Genomic DNA, 16398 nt, shown 5'->3' with positions numbered 1-16398 from the left:
AGGCCCTTCCTGTCGGGTGGACGACTGCTTCGGCAAGCGGCGGGGCCCCCACCGCCACGCGAGTGGTGATCACAGCGGACGAGAGTGACGACGATCGGTAGGCACCGCGTGGCCTGTCCGGCCCGCGGCGCCTCGATCCCCCCATTGATGCCTGAGCCGGTGATCGCCGACTCTCCGGACGGACCGAGAACAACGTCGCCTGCCGCTGCCGCTGCCGTGGTCGACCGCGGCCGAGGCGCTGGCGGCGATCCTCCAGCTGAGACGGCCGAGCACCCTCGACACCACACACCACGGGTACGCCGCAGCGCAGCGCGCTGACGGCGTCGCGGGCGCCGGTGGCATCGAGAACGCGGCGCGATGCCGGATATCAGGCCGTTCCGCGTTCCGGCAGAGCTGGAGCCTGGCCCCGGTGTCGGTAGCCTGCGGGCGGATTCCGTCTACCGGAGAGGCCTGCCCCCTGTCCCGCAGCCCGCAGTGAGGAGCGGTCGCCGCCGGGATTCGAACCCGGGTAACGCATCCGGCAGGCCGGTGTACGTCGTCCTTGGCCGCTAGACGAAGGCGACTGCCTCGGCAGGGTACACAGAGGCGCGTGGCCGGTGCACCGGAGTATCCACGCCCGCACGCCATGCCCCCGTTCGGGGCGCCCCTGATCCCGCCTCGCCCTCATCTCCTGGACCGCCGATGCGCGATCCAGGTCGCAGCCTCGGCGTGCGTGCGGGCCTGAGATCCGTATGCGACAGCCGTCCCCGATGTGATGCCGGGGAAGCAAGGAGGGGCGAGCAACGGCGCCTTCGCCATCTGACCCGACTCTCACCACGCGTGACAACATGGTCACCATGACGAGTAGAGGGCACACGTCGTCCACCACACAACCCTCCACCGCAAGCCATGACGGAAGCCGTCCCCTTTCCCAAGAGACCGGGCCGCTGACCGTCGGCGTCGAGGAAGAGTTCCTTCTGGTCGACCCCGTGTCACGCGAGTTGAGCGCCGCCGCCGAAAAGGTCGTGGCCGAAGCCTCACACGACCTCGGCGACCACGTGGGACCTGAACTCACGCGCTACCAGGTCGAGACACGCACCGATCCCCATACCCACCTCGCCGACCTCGCCGACCAGATCGGTTCCGCCCGCGAAGCCCTCGCCCGCGCAGCGGCACGGCAGGGCCTGCGTATCGTCTCCACCGGAACACCCGTCCTCGCTCCGCCCGGACCGCCACCCCTGACCGACGGGCCCCGCTACACCCGCAGCGCCGCCATGTTCCGGGGTCTGGACGACGAGCAGGTCGCCTGCGCCTGCCACATCCACGTCGGCGTCCCCGACCTGGCCACCGCACTTGAGGTCAGCAACCACCTCCGCCCGTGGGTCCCCCTCTTCATCGCCGTCGCGGCCAACTCCCCGTACTGGGCCGGGCGGGACACCGGCTACGCCAGCTGGCGCACGACCACCTGGGGCCGGTGGCCGGTCTCGGGACCCCCGCCCTACTTCGAGTCCGCCGACCATTTCGAGGACCTCGTCTCCGGCTTCCTCACCACAGGCGCCGTCATGGACCGGGGCGGCCTGTACTGGGACATCAGGCCCTCACACCACGTCTCCACCCTGGAGATCCGCGCCGCCGACGCCACCGCCACCGGCGACGACACCGTCCTCCTCGCCGGCCTCGTCAGAGCCCTGGCCGCCACCGCCCTTACGGCTATCCATGGCGGAGAACCGGCGCCTCGCCCCCATCCCGAGATGCTCAGGGCGGCCTGCTGGCGCGCGGCCCGCGATGGCCTCGCCGGCGACGGCATCGACCCGTTCACCGGCCGACTGACCCCGACCGTCACCCAGATGGGCCAGCTCCTCACTCACATCCGGATGGCGCTCCATCAACACGGCGACACCGAACTCGTCCACACCCTCTGGTCACGCCTACGTACCCACGGCAGCCGATCCGACGCCCAGCGCACCGCCCACCGTCGCCGCGGCAGCCTCACCGACGTCGTCGACCACCTCATCTCGACCACCACTCCGAACGGCCACACCGACCGCACGCCGAACTGACGGAGCCGGCGACGGGCGTGGGCATGATGACCGCCTCATCCTCATCGTTCTCGTGCCGCACCATCCGGAGACCGGTCCTGGGGCTCGGCCGGCGCGATCGCCATGGCCCCGGCGCCTCTGCCGTTCGGGGTGTTGTCGCTGTGGCCGGCTGAGTCCGCAGGGGGCCGGGGGCAGGCTGTCTCGTGGGCGTGGGGACACGGTGCGGCAGAGGTGGTCGTGGGAATCCGCATCCGTCGCAGGAGATCACGGGTGGTGCGCTTGCTCAGCGTGCTGCGCCAGGCTAGTCCCGGGTGGCGGGAGCGCAGGTGGGAGAGTGCGCGTGTGCCCAGGCCCGTGCTGTGGAAGCGCTCGTCGATGACGACGGCGGTGATGACACCCTGGGCGCAATCGGTGCAGAGCCGGTAGTGGACCTGGCCGACGACCTGGCGGATGTGGACGAGGAGCAGGCATTCCTCGCCAGGCCCGGACGTGTCCGGGACGTGCGTGGACAGGAAGTCGATCGCCCGGTAGGCGAGGATACGTCGGCGCAGGCGGCCAGTGAGCCGGCTGCGGCGCGAGTGTCTGGCGCCGGTGTGGCTGGGCGGCGGTGTCCGGGCTTCGGGAGCCGGGCCGAACAGAACGCTGCTGCTGGGACGCGCATGTTGTCCGTGCATGACCTCTCGTGTGCCCGGAAGACCCCCCGATACCCGCCCTGGTACGCATCGCCCCTCTTGGTGCGATCTCTCGGGGTGGTATCGGTGGTGACAGCGGCAAGATCGCCCGCCGCCTCACCCTGGACGTCCGCCTCGCCGCCGGGTCCCCGGAGCCCCCTCCGCCCACACCTATAAGAGCGCTTTGTCCCGGCGAAGGTGTTTGGTAAGCCGATCGAGGATGACGGCGGGGTGCTGGTCAAATTAGGGGCGGTGGAGCCTGTCCCATCGAAGCCCACGTCCGTCCGAGTTCGCTCGGCAGTGGGCACTGCTGTGGTGCTCTGGCAGGGGGCTCCTGAGGCAGTGGGGCGAGAACACCATGTCGAGTGGACCGTGGATGAGGACATGGTCTGGATGGAGAACGCTCGGCCACGTACTGATGGGACGCCTGAACTGCGGGAAGACGATGACCGCATCATCTTTCGTGGACGGCTACGTCTCGATGAGGACGGAGGCGCGGTCCTGGACGTGGGCGGTTCGGTGGTCCTGTTCGACCTTGCCGAACCACCGCTGCCGGAAGGTGTTGATGGCTCTTGGGTCGAGGTCTATGTGGCGCAGGGGCACGTCACTGTCTGGCGCTACGAACTCTGACTGTTGAGGACGGTCAGGAGCCACGCCAGATCGGAGTGGACTCTCGGGTGAGTCTGCGGATCATGAGGTCGACCATCAACAGCTTGATCATCGCTTGGGACCGGTGTGGGTGGGTCTCGTGGTTGCGGGCCAGGCGTCGGTCGTGCATGAGCCAGCCGAAGGTCTGCTCGACGACCCAGCGCCGCGGGATGACCTTGAAGCCTTTCTGGGCGGGGTCGCGGCGGATGACTTCGACGTCCCTACCCAGGCGTGCCCCGTGCTCGATGGCTTGGATTCGGTAGCCGCTGTCGGCCCAGCCCTTGGTCACGCGCGGGTGGGCTGTCCCGGCACCCGACTTCCCTCGACCCACCCGCGAATGCTGCTACGCCTGGAACCCGTTCTCGACCACCTCAACGTCCGGTGCGGACACCGGGGCCGCGGGACCGCCGGGGGCGTGCCGGAAAGCGAGCTGACGCTCCGGAGTGTCACAGATCGGCGCGTCATTTCGTCCATGTGGTGAACGCCCTCGGATCGAAGGCTGTGTCCCTCGCCCGCGGGCATCAACCGACCGCCCGAGCACCGCACGTTCGGTAGACGTCAACGGCAACGGCTGCCCGCGTCGCTGCCCGTGGCATGAAGGGTTAGTGCCGCTACCGCTACCGCTACCGCTACCGCTACCTACCGCTGCCGCTGCCCGCGGCACGAACCTTCATCGACGCCGTGACAGGACGAACACAAGGGCTGCGAGAAAGACGAGCACGATCAGAGCGATTCCCCACATCGGCAACCCGGACGCTGATGAGGGCATGAGAGCCGCGATCTTCATTTCTGCCCCCGCCCGGAAAGGACGAACCATCCTCCGGCGCCTATGAGTGCCACCGCCGCGACGAGGGGAATCGCCGCTCGGCCATGTCCGGCCGAAGCATCGCGGGCTCCCATCACGAGCAGCAGCGCGCCACAGCAGATGGCGACCAGGGCGCCGGCAATCACTACACCTCGACGCATCGGAATCCTCCTGGGTGCAGGGGGAGGACGGTGTGCGGCGTCCTCCCCCTGCGGTCGTCAGTTGTTGTAGACAGCGGTCGTGGCCGCAGCGGCACCCGCGGCGACTACGGAGCAGCCGGTGAATCCGGCGCCCAGGGACAGTCCCAGAGTCGCGAACGTCCCAGCCGCGGCTCCCGCCATGCACAGACCTTCGATGCCGAGGCCCATCAGGATGCCCATCTTGGTGGCGTTGGCGCCCTCGGTGTTTCCGGTCAACGTGTCGGTCACCAGGCTGACGGCGTCACCGATTCCGGTGATGCCCCCGAAACTGAGCGTTCCCTGCGGGTCGATGCGGTTGACGGGGTCGCCTTCGGCGTAGAGGTAGGGATTCTTCTCCTGGCCGGACGGGTCAGGCTGGGTGAAGCGGCCGATGTTGGGGTCGTAGTAGCGGGCGGCGAATTGGTAGAGCCCCGTGGTGTCGTGGTAGCCGCCGGCGAACTGGTACGGCTGCGGGACCTGTTCCGTGGTTCCGGCTCGTTGGACGCCACGGGGGCTGTAGGAGTACGTGTTGACCCTGGTACCGGTCTCGTCGGCGAGCGCGACGACGGAGCCGACCGCGTCGGTGAGGTAGTAGTAGGACTTGCCCCCGGTGGTCATGGAGTTCAGGGTGCCCCCGGGCTCGCGGTTGAATCCCGTGTCCACGCCGACGATGCTCTTCGCGGACAGGCCGAGGGGTCCGTTGTGGAAGAACGTGTCGCCGAGCTTGATCCGCTCGCTCTGGTCGGTGGAGCCGTACTGGCCTGCGTAGGTCTTGCCGCCCACGGTGACCGACGTCATCTGGGAGTGGTCGGACCAGGTTTCGGCCGTGCGGGTGCCTTCGGGGGTGGAGGCACCGGCGGTCTCGTTGCCTACCAGGTCGTAGGACCAGTTGGTGGTGACGCCGTTCTTCGCGGTGATCTGCTGGGCGTCGTTGACGGTGTAGGTGGTGCCGCGCGGGCAGCCGGGGTCGACGCCCTGGGAGGTGAGGTTGCCGGCGAGGTCGTAGCAGTACTGCCAGGAGGAGTTCAGGGTGGTGCCCTTCTCCTCCTTGGCGTAGGAGAACCGGCCCGCACCGTCGTAGGTGTAGGTGGTCTTCATCCCCGCGACCGCGTCGTTACGGGTGCGGATCTTGCCGCCGTCCTTGAGGGGGGTGGTGGCGTTGGCGTCGTGGTCGTAGCCGTAGGTGTAGGCGAGGTCGACCAGGGTGCCCTTCGGGGAGGTCGCCCGGATCTTCTCCGGCCGGTTCGACTTGTCGAGCGTCACCTCCTGGACCGTGCCGCCGGGGTACGTCGTCTTCGTGCGGACGTCATTGTTGTTGTACGTGTACGTGGTGACCTTCCCGGTCGGGTCCTTGAGCTCCTTGAGCTTGTTGACCTCGTTCCAGGTGTAGTCGGTGACTCCGGCCGGATCCTCGTAGGTGTCGACGTTGCCTGCCGGGGTGTAGGTCAGGCGGGTCTGCGAGCCGTTCTGCAGCGTGCGGACGGTCTCGCGGGACAGCGGGTCGAAGGCGTACTTGATCACTCCGGCGCTGTCCGAGCGCTGGGTGAGGTTGCCGTCGCCGTCGTAGGAGTAGGTGACGGTGGCGTAGCCGGAGGTGTCGACCTTGGTGATCCGGTCACGGTGGTCGTAGGTGTAGAGAGTCGTGACACCACGGCCGTCCTTGACGGTGGCAGGCCGGCCCAGGTCGTCGTAGGTGTAGGTCGTCGCACCGAGCGGCGCGGGCGGAGTCACCTTGGTCAGATTGCCCCTCCCGTCGTACGTGAAGGACGTGGAGACCGACTTCGTCGAGCTCATCTTGGTCGTGGCCTTGCAGCGCTGGCCCTCGAATCCACCGCAGGTGGCAGTGGCGGGGTTGTAGTCGAAGGACTGGGTACCTCCGCCGGCGCCGGTCACAGCAACGGACTTGGTGTTGCCGGCCGTGTCGTAGGTGTAGTCGGTCTTCTCCCCGTCGGCCGTGGTCATGCTGCCGGGAAGGTCCGCCCCCGACAGGGTCTGATAGCCGGCCATGCCGGCAGTCGCCCCGGTCGGGAGCTTCGCGGAGGTGAGATTGTTGCGGGTGTCCCACCCGTAATCGGTCACGTTGCCCGCCGCGCCGCCCACACCCATGGCGTCCGTGGCGGTGTCGACGTTGTAGTTGGCGTCGAAGGTCTTCGACCGCGAGTGGCCGAGCGCGTCGGTGACCTTGGAGACCTTGCCGTCACCGTCGTGCTCGTACTTCGTGGCGTGCTGCTCCGGGTCCGTGACGGTCGTCGTTCCCCCGTCGGAGGGGTACGCGCCACTGTAGGAATAGGTGTAGGTCGGGCCCGTGTGACCGGAGGTTCCTGTCCCAGTGGCGCGCAGCATCGAGGTGAAGCGGCTCTCGGCGTCGTAGCTGAAGACCGTCACCCGCCCCTCGGGGGTCGTGACCTTGGAGATCCTGCCGTCGGCGTCGAAGGCGTAGACCGTGGTCTTGCCTTCGGTGTCCGTGGTGCGCGAGAGGTTCCCGCCGCCGTCGAGGTCGAAGACTGCGGTGCGGCCGGTGTGGTCCTTGGCCTGCCACTGGTCGGGGTAGGTCTTGAGCAGGTCGATCCAGCGGCCCGAGCGGGTCTCGGTCAGCTTGAAGCCCTTGTGCTCGCCGGTCTCGTCGTGCTGGTCGACGGTGATGGTGCCCTTGTTGCGGTCGGTGACCTTCGTCAGCGTCCCGTTCGCGTCGTAGGTGTCCTTGACCCCTGACTTGCGGTCGGTCAGCGTGTAGGTGCCGTCCGCCTGCTTCTTCAGGTCCTTCGAGTACCCCTTGGGCGTGGCGAGCGTGCCGTCGCTGTTCTTGGTGAAGCGGACCGCGTCGCCCGTGGCGTCGTAGACCACCACTTCGGTGGTGAAGTCGTGCAGGTAACGCTCGTACTCCTGCCACCAGCGGTTCGACACCTTGCCGTAGGGCGCGTCGAGCGAGTTGTAGGTGCGCGCCAGGCGCAGCTTCTGGCCCACGCCGGCGACCTCGAAGTCGGTCGCGGCCAGCATCAGGTTGCCGTTGGACAGGTTGATCCGCGCGACGAGGGAGTCGGTGATGCGAAACTCCGAGATCTGATGCCAGGGCACCGATCCCTGCCCTTCTGGTACCCAGGTGAGAACTCCGGTTTCCGCCGAAGGGGCCGAGGAGGAGCGCTGCTGCTGGGAGGGCGCTTTCGCGGCCCCACGCGCGCGTTCCCTCTGTGCCGTTCGCCAGGCGGTCTCCTCCTTCGAGGGAGCCGCCTCGGCCTGAGAAGCCACCGGCTTGTTCGATCCCACCTTCACGGGCGGAACTTCCAGCGGCGCCGCCTTCGTGCCCCACACCGAACCCGAACCCGGACCCGGGCCGGCTCCGGGTGGCGCGGCGAGTGCCGGGAGCGACGACGCGCCCAGCGCCAGGACCGCGATCGCTGCCGTCAGGGAGTGTCTTGCCGTCATACGGGCACGCCGAGAAGGCGTGCCGGAAGCACGCGAAGTCATGCACTTCCCCCCACGAGAAGAGATGTCACAGCAGCCCCACCGGCCACTGGAGCCGCACACGCTGCCACAGGCATTCCGGGAGCGGGCCCGCCCTGCCCGCGATTTCTTCGCACATGCGGGCGATAACCAGCCGAAGATCCGCAGGAAGAGGCCTCCTTGCATCCATGTCGGTAGGCAACAGTTGCCGTAGGGCACCTCGCTGGAGGGCTATCGGAAGACGGCTGGAAACCGACCGCTTTCCGACCCTGTCTGCGCACGGGTGTACGGCCGCGACGGGGTCCGGCGGAGCTGCTCCGTCGCCTCACCCGGCGCGCGCTCAGGGGCGGCGAGCACCTCTTGTTCCTCGCGCACTCGGCTCTGGGCGAGGACAGCCGCTTCAGCCTCTTGCAGGCGTGTCGGACCCGAAGTCCTACTCCCTTTCGCGAATCCTCCGTTGCCGCGTGACTCGGGGTTGCAAACCGCAGCGAAGGGTAACTGGTATCTCACTTTCCGTGACGGATTGTCTGGTCTCCCCGACACATCGCGGAGAGTGATACGAAAGGAGCGCCTGTGACCGAGTCTGTGGAAGTGCTGCTCGACCGGGTTCTGAAGCGTGGAAGCTACGACCAGCGGGCGGAGGCCGCCGGAGCGGTCCACGGTGTGTTGGAGGTCCTCGGGGCGCATCTGGTGGGCGACGACCGCACCGACCTCGCCGGCCTGTTGCCGTGCCAGTGCGGCGCGCTGCTGACCGAGGTGCCACCAGCCAGTGAACCTCTTACTCCGTCAGGTTTCGTCGAGGCAGTGGCCGCTCGCGACGGCATCGACGTGGCGGATGCCCGACGAGCCGTCACAGCGGTGCTCGGCGCCGTGGCCGATGTCGCCGACGACGCGCTGCTGCACCGCATCCTCACTCAGCTTCCGCCGGGTCACGCCGGCCTGTTCGGCCGGACAGATCCCACGCCGACTCGAACAGTCTGAGTAGCCTGCGCCGTCGCGGGACACGCCGCCCGGGGGAGTAGACGCCCGGGGAGAACGGGGCGGTCGCCCCCGCTGCTCGCCCTGAGGGAGCGGCGGCAGGGCGGCCGACGGTCGGGGTCAGCGGTGGTGGGTGGGCAGGCAGGGCGACGGCGGAGACGATGCTCTGCACGGTTCTTCGCACGCCCGGCTCCCACTCGCACGCAGAGGCGTATTCGTCATAGCCCCTGGGCTGTCAGTCGCCTGCCGTGCCCGCCGTGCCCGCCGCGCCCGGCGCCGTCCGAGCCGCGGTTGCCCTTCGACCCCTGCGGCGCGAGCGCGGACGCCCCGGCGCCGGGTCCGTCGCCAGCTGGAACGTGACCGCCACGCGGGCTCCGCCCAGCGGACCGCGCGTGATGCGGACGGTGCCCCGGGCGGCGAGGGCCGCGCGACGGGCGATGTCGAGCCCGAGGCCGGTGGAGCCCGTACTCCCGCCGCGGGCGAGGGCACCGTCCGGGTCGGCGATGCCGGGGCCGGCGTCGTGAACGGTCAGTTCCACGGTGTGGGCGGTGCGGCACACGGAGACCTCCAGGGCGGTGCCCCGGGAGGTGTACCGGAAGACGTTGCCCACGAGCGCGTCCACGACGGCCGTGATGTCCGCTTCGGGGAGGCAGACGGGGGTCGTCTCGTCCGTGATCTGCAGTGTGCAGGGACGGTCCTGCTGACCCGCGAGCACGGCCCAGAAGGCCGCGCGCCGACGGACGACGTCGGCGACCTCGCAGCGGTCCCCGCCCTCCCGCGGCCCGTCGGGCGATTCCTCGCCCCGCAGCGCCCGGCCCATCGGGCCGACAGCGAGCGGCGTGCGAGCCTCGGCGATGATCGCGTTGAGCTCCCGCTCCAGTTCGGCCACGGCTGTCTGGATGCGTCCGGTGTCGGCGCTCGGCGCGATCCGCTCGACCGCCAGGTGCAGGGCGGTCAGGGGGGTACGGAGCCGGTGGGACAGGTCCGCGACCAGTTCCCGTTCGACGGCGAGCAGGTCCGTCATGCGGTCGGCCATGGTGTTGAAGGCCGTGCCCGCCTCCTTCAGTTCCGGCGGCCCCTTCGTCTGGACGCGGGTGTCGAGGTTGCCCGCGCCGAGCCGGCGTGACGCCTCGGCCAACCGCTTCGCCGCCGTGACGACGGCGGAGCCGAGTCGGTCGGCGACCAGGACGGAGCCGCCGAGCAGGACGACCGCCAGACCGGCCATGACGCTCCACGACAGGACGACACCCCGGGTCAGGTCGTCGTCGGGCACGAAGTTCTCCACCACCGCGACCCGGTCCTGGGGCAGAATCACCGGCTGCAGGTAGATCCAGCCGCCGGGCACGTCCCGGGAGATGGACTCGCGTTCCTCCTCGGCGCGGCCCAGCAGATCCGGCGGAGCGTGCCCCGCGCCGCCGACCGTGCTGTGGTCCGGAAGATGGATGACCATGTGCTCGGCCGCGCGCAGCCCCGCCCCCGCCTCGCGCAGTTCGGCCGCGTCCGTGGTGAGGGCCAGAATCGGCGCCATCGCCGCCGCGCTCTGCTCGGCCGCCGTGATGCTCTGCTCGCGGGCGAGCGACATCACAAGAAGCCCCAGAGGGATCAGGAACGACAGCGCCACCATCGAGGTGACGGCCAGGGCCACCCCCGCCAGGGAGCGCCTCACCGCGGGGCCCCGGGCTCGTTGCGGCGTCTTCGGGGCCCTCGGTTCACGGGTGCAGCGCTCCAACGGGTAGCCGTGCGCCCAGCGCCACGGTCGGGGGATTCGGGTCCGGATCTGGGTCTGGTTCCGGGTCCGGGCGACAGGCCGCCGGAGGTCTCCCGGTACGACGTCCTCTGGGAGTGGCGCGCGCCGTCACCGGCCCCCGTGATCTGGGACGACGGGCCGTCAGGAGGTGCGGAACGACAGGCCGTCCTCGCCGGTGCGCAGGGACACCGCCCGGTCGGCCACCGGGATCGTACACCCCTCGGTCGAACTGCAGCTCGCATAGCCGATCAGCACCTTCGCCTCGCCCGGAGCGGTCGCCCGGATCGGCAGCGTCACCGTGACGGGGCCGTCGGGGTAGACCGGTACGGCGGCGCGCACCCCCGGCACCGTGATGCTCTTGACCGGCTTGTCCACCGTCATCTCACCGGCGGTGGCGACCGAACCGACGGGACGGATCTCGGTCGGCCGCCCCACCCCATCGACGCCGTCGGCGGGGAGCGCGGTGCTGTAGAGGTGGAAGCCGGCTTCGTCGGGCGTGAACGTGGCGACCAGGGTCCCCGCGTCGGACTTCCAGTCGGCCACGCTCAGCCGGACGGTGACGCCGTTCTCGTTGAACTCCGTCACGGCGGCGGCGTGCGACGGCGCGGACTCCTGGCCGCAGCCGGTCAGCGAGGCGGCGGCCAGAAGCGCGGCCGCGGTCCAGGCGAGGCGCGTGCGCCCGGCGCGGGGGAGACGGGGGGCAGGGCAGGGGGAGGCCATGGGGTGTCTCATGTCGTCCTTCCGGGTCTTTCTCGTGTTTCGGGGAGGTGGGCCGCACGCCGGGGGCGCGACCGGCCCTCTTGGGTACGGGGGAGTGGAGCCGTACGGTGCGCGGCGGGAGTCGGGCTCTCCCGGGCGACGAGTGGCGGTGGCACTCGGGTACCGGTGCTCACAGGGCCGCGGTCGTGCCCTGCAGCCTTACCTGCAACGCGTACACCAGGTCGGTCCACAGGCCGGTGATCAGCAGGACGCCGACGAGGACCAGAAGTGCGCCGCCGGCCCGCATGACGGTTCCGTGGTGGTTCCTGACCCATCGAAAGGCGCGCAGGGCCCGCTGGAAGGCGAGTGCGGTGAGGAGGAAGGGCGCGCCCAGCCCCACGCAGTAGCAGACCATGAGGAGGGCGCCGCGCCCGGCGCTGGCCTCGTTCCAGGCCAGGGCCTGCACGGCGGCCAGGGTCGGCCCGATGCACGGCGTCCAGCCCACGCCGAAGACGACGCCCAGCAGGGGCGCGCCGGCCAGGCCGAACGAGGGCCGGCGGCTGCTGCGCAGCTCGCGCTGGGTGAAGCCGGGCAGCCAGCCCGCGAACGCGAGCCCCATGACGACGGTGAACAGGCCGAGGACCAGCGTGATGCCGTCCTGGTAGGCGAGCAGGTTGCGCCCGACGAAGCCGAACAGGGCGCCCCCGGAGACCAGGACGCCGCTGAAACCCAGAACGAACAGCGCCGCTCCGGCGACCATCCGCCCGCGCCGCCCGCCGTCCGCCTCGGCGAGGTCGGACACCGACAGGCTGGTGACGTAGCTCAGGTAGCCCGGCACGAGCGGCAGGACGCACGGAGAGAGGAAGGACACCAGGCCTGCGGCCACGGCCACCGGCACGGCGAGGAGCAGGGTGCCCGACACCGCGCCGGCGGCCGGCCCGGCGGCGAGCGCCGCCCACGTGGGGCCGGTCATGCGTCCTCCCCGGCGACCTGGTCCACGAGGGGCTCCAGCCGCGTGCGGGTGACCGGACCGGAGACGGCGACGGCGATCCGGCCCTGCCGGTCGATGACCAGCGTGGAAGGGATGGCCTGCGGGTTGAGCAGCGCGGGCGGGAAGGCCAGCAGCAGCTCTCCGTCGGGATCGTGGATGCTCGGGTACCGCAGCCCGTAGGTCCGCTCGAACTCCCGGGCCGGCCCGGTGGAACGGTCGCGGACGTTGACGCCCAGGAGCTCCACGCCGCGCGGCGCCTGCGCACCGCGCAGCGCCTCCAGGTCGGCGGCCTCGGCGCGACAGGGGGCGCACCAGGAGCCCCACACGTTCAGGACGACGACCTTGCCGCGGTACGAGCGCAGCGCCAGGTCCCGGCCCGTGAGGTCCCGGCCGGCGGTGTCGGGCGCGGAAGGGCGTTGGGCGACCGGCAGCACCGCCGCGGTCTCGACGGTGCCTGCTCCCGGCGCGCCGCCGTCCTCCCCCGCCACGCCGCCCCCGCCGCAGCCGGTGGCCGCGAGGGCGAGGAGGAACAGGGCGACCGTCGCCGACGCGCCGCGTCTGTGGCCACGGGCCGTCATCAGGCCCACTTCCGCAGGAACGCGCCGAGGCCGGTCTCGGTCAGCTCGGGGTTGCCGGTCGAGTGCGTCTCGGTCACCACCTTGCCGTTGCCGTCGAGAACGACCAGGACGGGCATCTTGTACGCGCCCTCGCCGGAGCAGTAGTCGCGCAGGAGGTCGAAGGCCGAGGAGTCCTGGCTGCCGATGTCGACCTTGACCACGTGGTAAGAGGCGTCCAGGAGCGCCCCCACGCCGCTCGTGGCGAACACCCGGTCGGCGGCCTTGCAGTTGCCGCACCAGTTGGCGCCGAAGTCGATCAGCACCTTCTTGCCGTCGGCCTTGGCTGCGGCGACCGCGGCCCTGACGGCCCCACGCGCGTCCGCACCGGTCGGGTAGCCGCTGGTGAAACCGGAGGAGCCGGAGACGGGCGCGCTCTTCTTCACCGCGGGCTTGGTCGGGGCGGGAGCCGCCGTCGTCCTGGCGGGGCGAGGGGCGGCCTTGGTCGTCGCCGCGGAACGCTTGGCCACGGGCGAGGAGGCGGAAGGGCTCGGCGGGACCGACGTCGCGGCGGCGGTGGGGGAGGCGGCCGCCTCCATGGGCGCCGGGGTGCCGGTGCCCTGGTCGGCGGGCGCGTCCGGAGCCGCCGCCACCGACACGTTCTGCGCCGCGTCGTTCTTCGAGCCGCCCGTTCCCCAGGCCGTGGCGACGGCGGCGGAGGCGACCGTGAGGGAGACGGCCGAGAAGCGGACGAGGCCCTGAATGCCGGCGGTGCGCTGTCTGCGCCGATGTGCGGCCATGACGGATCAACCCCTTGTGTCGGTGAGCTCTCCGGGGGCCTGGAGGCGGCCGGTGCCGGAGCGGGCGCAGGACGCGGCCCGGCGTCCTGTCCGCCGGGGCCGGAGCGATCGTCCTGACCGACCGTGAGCCTAGGTGCCGAAAACGCGTCCTGGACCGTCCTGATGCCACCCATCAGGCACGCTTAAGGAACTGCTCAGGTTCGCGACCGCACGCCCTCCACCAGGGGTTCTCCGGGTTCTCCGGCCGTCCGCGGCGTCGGCCCGAGGACTTACAGCCGGGTCTCGCGCACGCTGGCCTGCGCCCTCGGCACGACGGTCGCCGTGATCTGCGAACGGTGGTCGTCGCTGGTGAAGACGACCACCAGCGTGCCGGGATCGCTCTGACCGGTACTCGTGCGGAACCCTGGATCGGGAACGGCCGAGACGAAGCACACGCTGTCGCGGCCGTACTCGACGGTGACCTTGCCCCCCTCGGAGGGAACCGTGTGCAACCCGGGACCGCCGCTGCACTTCGAAGCCGACGGCCGGGGCGTGGGCGTGACGGGCGCCCGCGTGGCCGAGGGCGACGGCGAGGGCGTACGGGTGACCGGCGGCGGTGACGAGGGGGACGCGGGTGTGGTGGTGGGAGCCTTCGGCGTGGTCGCGACGGACGAGGCCGGCACCCCGACGAGGACGGACGGAGAGGGGTACACCGCCTGGACCGACCGCGCGGCGGGCGGGGTCGGTCGGGTCAGGCCGATGACGAAGTACACCGTGAGCATCACCGCGGTGACGCTGGCCGCGGTGCACGACAGCCATATGAGGAGATAGCGCGGGAGGCGTGGCACCGCATCAGTGTGGCCGACGCCCACCGCACCACCCACCCCGCCCTCGCTCACGGAGAGCACGCGTCCCCTACGGGCCGGCCGCGACCGGTCGGGCTCGCGGACCCGCCTCCGCCCCGAGGCGTACGGAAAGGTGGCGGACGCGGTCGGGGCGACATGGGCCCCCGCATGCCGCCTCGAGGTTCGCCCCGCCAATCGCCCCTCGGTCTGGCTTCCAGGCGGGGCCCGAACCTGAGCTGATGCTTAGGTCCTCCTGAGCGCATCCCTCAGACGGCGTTTTCGCAGCTCCGACACGCCTACGCTCCCGTCACGGCAACCGGCGGCGGCTCTCCGCCGCACGATCCCGGCCGTACTGACAGGGACGGCCGCTCCGCGCCGCCGCGCCCGGCCCGTGCGGCCACCCCGCAGGTCCACCCCGTAACCGAACCCCTTGGAGGAGTACCGAGATGAGCTCCCGAGCCGCCCATGGACGTCGCGGACACCGCGCCCCGCGCAACCCGCGCGTCACAGCCACCGTGGCGGGCCTCAGTATCCTGGCCGTCGCCGCCGCCGGCCTGACAGGCGCCGAACTCGTCGGCTCCGCGCACGACAAGGCCGAGTCCGTCGCCATGGGCGGCGACTCGCCTGACCCGACGCCGACCACCGCACCGCCGACCGGACCGACGTCCGCGTCGGCCGCCCTGCCCATCCTGACGACTCCCTCCGCCACGCCGACGACCCCCACGGCCACTCCACCGCCCTCGGCCACCGCCAAGGCGGCCAGACCTTCCGTGTCCCAGGGCGCGCGGAAGCCCAGGCCCGCGCCCCCGGCCACCGCGAAGCCGCCGGCCACCGAGCGCGACAGCGGTACGCGCCCGGCGGGCAGCGGCGAGGCCGAGGAGGTGGTACGCCTCGTGAACGTCGAACGCGCCGCGGCGGGCTGCAAGGCCCTGACGATCGACGCGGACCTCACCGAGGCGGCTCAGGAGTACACCGACGACATGGCTGCCACCGGCAACTTCTCCCACACGGGAACCGACGGCTCCCAGCCGCAGGATCGCATCGAGGCGGCCGGATACACCTGGTCACGGTCCGGCGAGAACATAGCCAAGGGACAGGCCGACGCGGCCGCCGTCATGGACGCCTGGATGCACAGCCCCGGCCACCGTGCCAACATCCTCAACTGCGACTTCACCGAGATCGGCGTCGGCGTCAGCACCGACGGAGGCCCTTGGTGGACCCAGGACTTCGGCACACCTTCCTGAGCCCCTCGTCAGTGCGGCGCCACCAGCTTGATGCCCACCCCGCGCACGGTACGCAGATACCGCGGTGCCGAGGCCCGCTCGCCGAGCTTGCGGCGCAGCGCCGACACGTGCACGTCGATGGTCTGGTCCTCGATGTAGGCCTCCTGCCAGACCTCTGCGAGCAGCCGGTGCCGGGACACCACCGTGCCGGCGTGCCGGGCGAGAAAGGCCAGCAGGTCGAACTCCCGGCGCGTGAGGACCAGTTCACGCCCCGCCAGATAGGCCGAACGCGCCGGCGGATCCACGGTCAGCTCACCGACCGTCACCAGACTCGACGGATCGGCGGGCGGGGCCTGCCCGGCGACCGCGGCGGGGACCGCGGTGCGCCGCAGCACCGCCGAGAGCCGGGCCAGGAGCTGCGCCCCGGAGAACGGCTTGACGAGGTAGTCGTCGGCGCCCGCGTTCAGGAGCTTGACGATCTCGCTCTCGTCGTCGCGGGCGGTCGCGACCACCACGGGCACGTTCGATATCCCGCGGATCATGCGCAGCGCGTCGCCGCCGTCCAGATCGGGCAGGCCGAGGTCCAGCACCACCGCGTCCACCGAACCCTGCGCGACCTCGCGCAGCGCGCCGAACCCATCACCCGTGCTGCGCACCGCATGACCGTGCTCCGCGAGGATCTCCATCAGCGAGGCACGGATGCTGGGGTCGTCTTCGACCACGAGTACGCAGGGCATGGCGGACACCCTACAACCGCCCGTCCGCCCTCCGGAGAGCTCTCACCAGGCACCGATTCCGGGCGAAACCTCCCGGATCACGG

13 protein-coding genes, 1 tRNA gene and 1 pseudogene are annotated in these 16398 nt (G+C 70.8%); 5 read left to right on the top strand and 10 right to left on the bottom strand.

The annotated features are described in order from the left end of the window. Positions 1–483 precede the first annotated feature (483 nt). A tRNA-OTHER gene (locus tag ACF1G2_RS00495) sits at positions 484–563 on the bottom strand. 264 nt (positions 564–827) lie between these two features. Here ACF1G2_RS00495 and ACF1G2_RS00490 point away from each other — a divergent pair. Together ACF1G2_RS00490 and ACF1G2_RS00485 are read left to right on the top strand one after the other, a co-directional pair. Continuing rightward, positions 828–2039: a glutamate--cysteine ligase gene (locus tag ACF1G2_RS00490; RefSeq protein ID WP_391796080.1), complete on the top strand. Its 1212-nt coding sequence runs from the start codon at positions 828–830 to the stop codon at positions 2037–2039. A gap of 1022 nt (positions 2040–3061) precedes the next feature. Further along, positions 3062–3319, top strand: coding sequence for a hypothetical protein (locus ACF1G2_RS00485; protein ID WP_391796079.1), 258 nt, complete (start codon positions 3062–3064; stop codon positions 3317–3319). 13 nt (positions 3320–3332) lie between these two features. On the opposite strand, the pseudogene ACF1G2_RS00480 reads toward ACF1G2_RS00485, so the two are convergent. After that, positions 3333–3635, bottom strand: a pseudogene (locus ACF1G2_RS00480) (transposase); the annotation flags it as partial. Positions 3636–4360: 725 nt separating this feature from the next. Further along, entirely contained in the window at positions 4361–7744 is a 3384-nt protein-coding gene (locus ACF1G2_RS00475) for an RHS repeat-associated core domain-containing protein (protein WP_391796078.1), read from the bottom strand. Between the two features lie 591 nt (positions 7745–8335). On the opposite strand from ACF1G2_RS00475, the gene ACF1G2_RS00470 reads away from it, so the two are divergent. Next, on the top strand, positions 8336–8743 hold the full coding sequence (locus ACF1G2_RS00470; protein ID WP_391796077.1) for a DUF2267 domain-containing protein: 408 nt from the start codon (positions 8336–8338) through the stop codon (positions 8741–8743). A 232-nt stretch (positions 8744–8975) separates the two neighbouring features. Here ACF1G2_RS00470 and ACF1G2_RS00465 read toward each other — a convergent pair whose 3' ends face one another. From ACF1G2_RS00465 to ACF1G2_RS00440, 6 genes are all read right to left on the bottom strand, one after another. Continuing rightward, complete coding sequence (locus ACF1G2_RS00465) at positions 8976–10406, bottom strand: ATP-binding protein (RefSeq protein ID WP_391796076.1); 1431 nt, start codon at positions 10404–10406, stop codon at positions 8976–8978. A 222-nt stretch (positions 10407–10628) separates the two neighbouring features. After that, positions 10629–11219 carry a hypothetical protein gene (locus ACF1G2_RS00460; protein ID WP_391796075.1) on the bottom strand — a complete coding sequence of 197 codons (591 nt, stop codon included), beginning with the start codon at positions 11217–11219 and terminating at the stop codon, positions 10629–10631. 157 nt (positions 11220–11376) lie between these two features. Beyond that, positions 11377–12159, bottom strand: coding sequence for a cytochrome c biogenesis protein CcdA (locus tag ACF1G2_RS00455; protein ID WP_361647916.1), 783 nt, complete (start codon positions 12157–12159; stop codon positions 11377–11379). Next, a complete protein-coding gene (locus tag ACF1G2_RS00450) occupies positions 12156–12755 on the bottom strand; it encodes a TlpA family protein disulfide reductase (protein ID WP_391796074.1) in 600 nt (199 codons plus the stop codon). Before ACF1G2_RS00450 ends, ACF1G2_RS00455 begins: the two co-directional genes overlap by 4 nt. After that, positions 12755–13531 (bottom strand): thioredoxin family protein, encoded by a 777-nt coding sequence (locus ACF1G2_RS00445; protein WP_391796073.1) that lies wholly within the window; start codon positions 13529–13531, stop codon positions 12755–12757. Before ACF1G2_RS00445 ends, ACF1G2_RS00450 begins: the two co-directional genes overlap by 1 nt. A gap of 269 nt (positions 13532–13800) precedes the next feature. Continuing rightward, a complete protein-coding gene (locus ACF1G2_RS00440; RefSeq protein WP_391796072.1) occupies positions 13801–14022 on the bottom strand; it encodes a hypothetical protein in 222 nt (73 codons plus the stop codon). Here ACF1G2_RS00440 and ACF1G2_RS00435 point away from each other — a divergent pair. Both ACF1G2_RS00435 and ACF1G2_RS00430 read left to right on the top strand, forming a co-directional pair. Continuing rightward, positions 14015–14341, top strand: a complete 327-nt coding sequence (locus ACF1G2_RS00435; protein WP_391796071.1) for a hypothetical protein — start codon at positions 14015–14017, stop codon at positions 14339–14341. The two genes, ACF1G2_RS00440 and ACF1G2_RS00435, sit on opposite strands and share 8 nt — an antisense overlap. Positions 14342–14801: 460 nt before the next feature. Next, entirely contained in the window at positions 14802–15599 is a 798-nt protein-coding gene (locus tag ACF1G2_RS00430) for a CAP domain-containing protein (RefSeq protein ID WP_391796070.1), read from the top strand. An 8-nt stretch (positions 15600–15607) separates the two neighbouring features. Here the strand turns inward: ACF1G2_RS00430 and ACF1G2_RS00425 are convergent, their stop codons facing one another. Continuing rightward, on the bottom strand, positions 15608–16315 hold the full coding sequence (locus ACF1G2_RS00425) for a response regulator transcription factor (protein WP_391796069.1): 708 nt from the start codon (positions 16313–16315) through the stop codon (positions 15608–15610). Positions 16316–16398 lie beyond the last annotated feature (83 nt).

Origin of the sequence: Streptomyces sp. NPDC013457, from assembly GCF_043089925.1 — a bacterium.
Classification (GTDB): Bacteria; Actinomycetota; Actinomycetes; order Streptomycetales; family Streptomycetaceae; genus Streptomyces.
Note: the sequence above shows the minus strand (reverse complement) of the source record. Positions and strands in the feature narration are given on the sequence as shown.

Bases quoted from the DNA above. Each gene is read 5' to 3' on its own strand.
- ACF1G2_RS00490 (WP_391796080.1), top strand. From the start codon at position 828: ATGGTCACCATGACGAGTAGAGGGCACACGTCGTCCACCACACAACCC.
- ACF1G2_RS00445 (WP_391796073.1), bottom strand. From the start codon at position 13,531: ATGGCCGCACATCGGCGCAGACAGCGCACCGCCGGCATTCAGGGCCTC.
- ACF1G2_RS00430 (WP_391796070.1), top strand. From the start codon at position 14,802: ATGAGCTCCCGAGCCGCCCATGGACGTCGCGGACACCGCGCCCCGCGC.
- ACF1G2_RS00455 (WP_361647916.1), bottom strand. From the start codon at position 12,159: ATGACCGGCCCCACGTGGGCGGCGCTCGCCGCCGGGCCGGCCGCCGGC.
- ACF1G2_RS00425 (WP_391796069.1), bottom strand. From the start codon at position 16,315: ATGCCCTGCGTACTCGTGGTCGAAGACGACCCCAGCATCCGTGCCTCG.
- ACF1G2_RS00450 (WP_391796074.1), bottom strand. From the start codon at position 12,755: ATGACGGCCCGTGGCCACAGACGCGGCGCGTCGGCGACGGTCGCCCTG.
- ACF1G2_RS00460 (WP_391796075.1), bottom strand. From the start codon at position 11,219: ATGAGACACCCCATGGCCTCCCCCTGCCCTGCCCCCCGTCTCCCCCGC.
- ACF1G2_RS00475 (WP_391796078.1), bottom strand. From the start codon at position 7,744: ATGACGGCAAGACACTCCCTGACGGCAGCGATCGCGGTCCTGGCGCTG.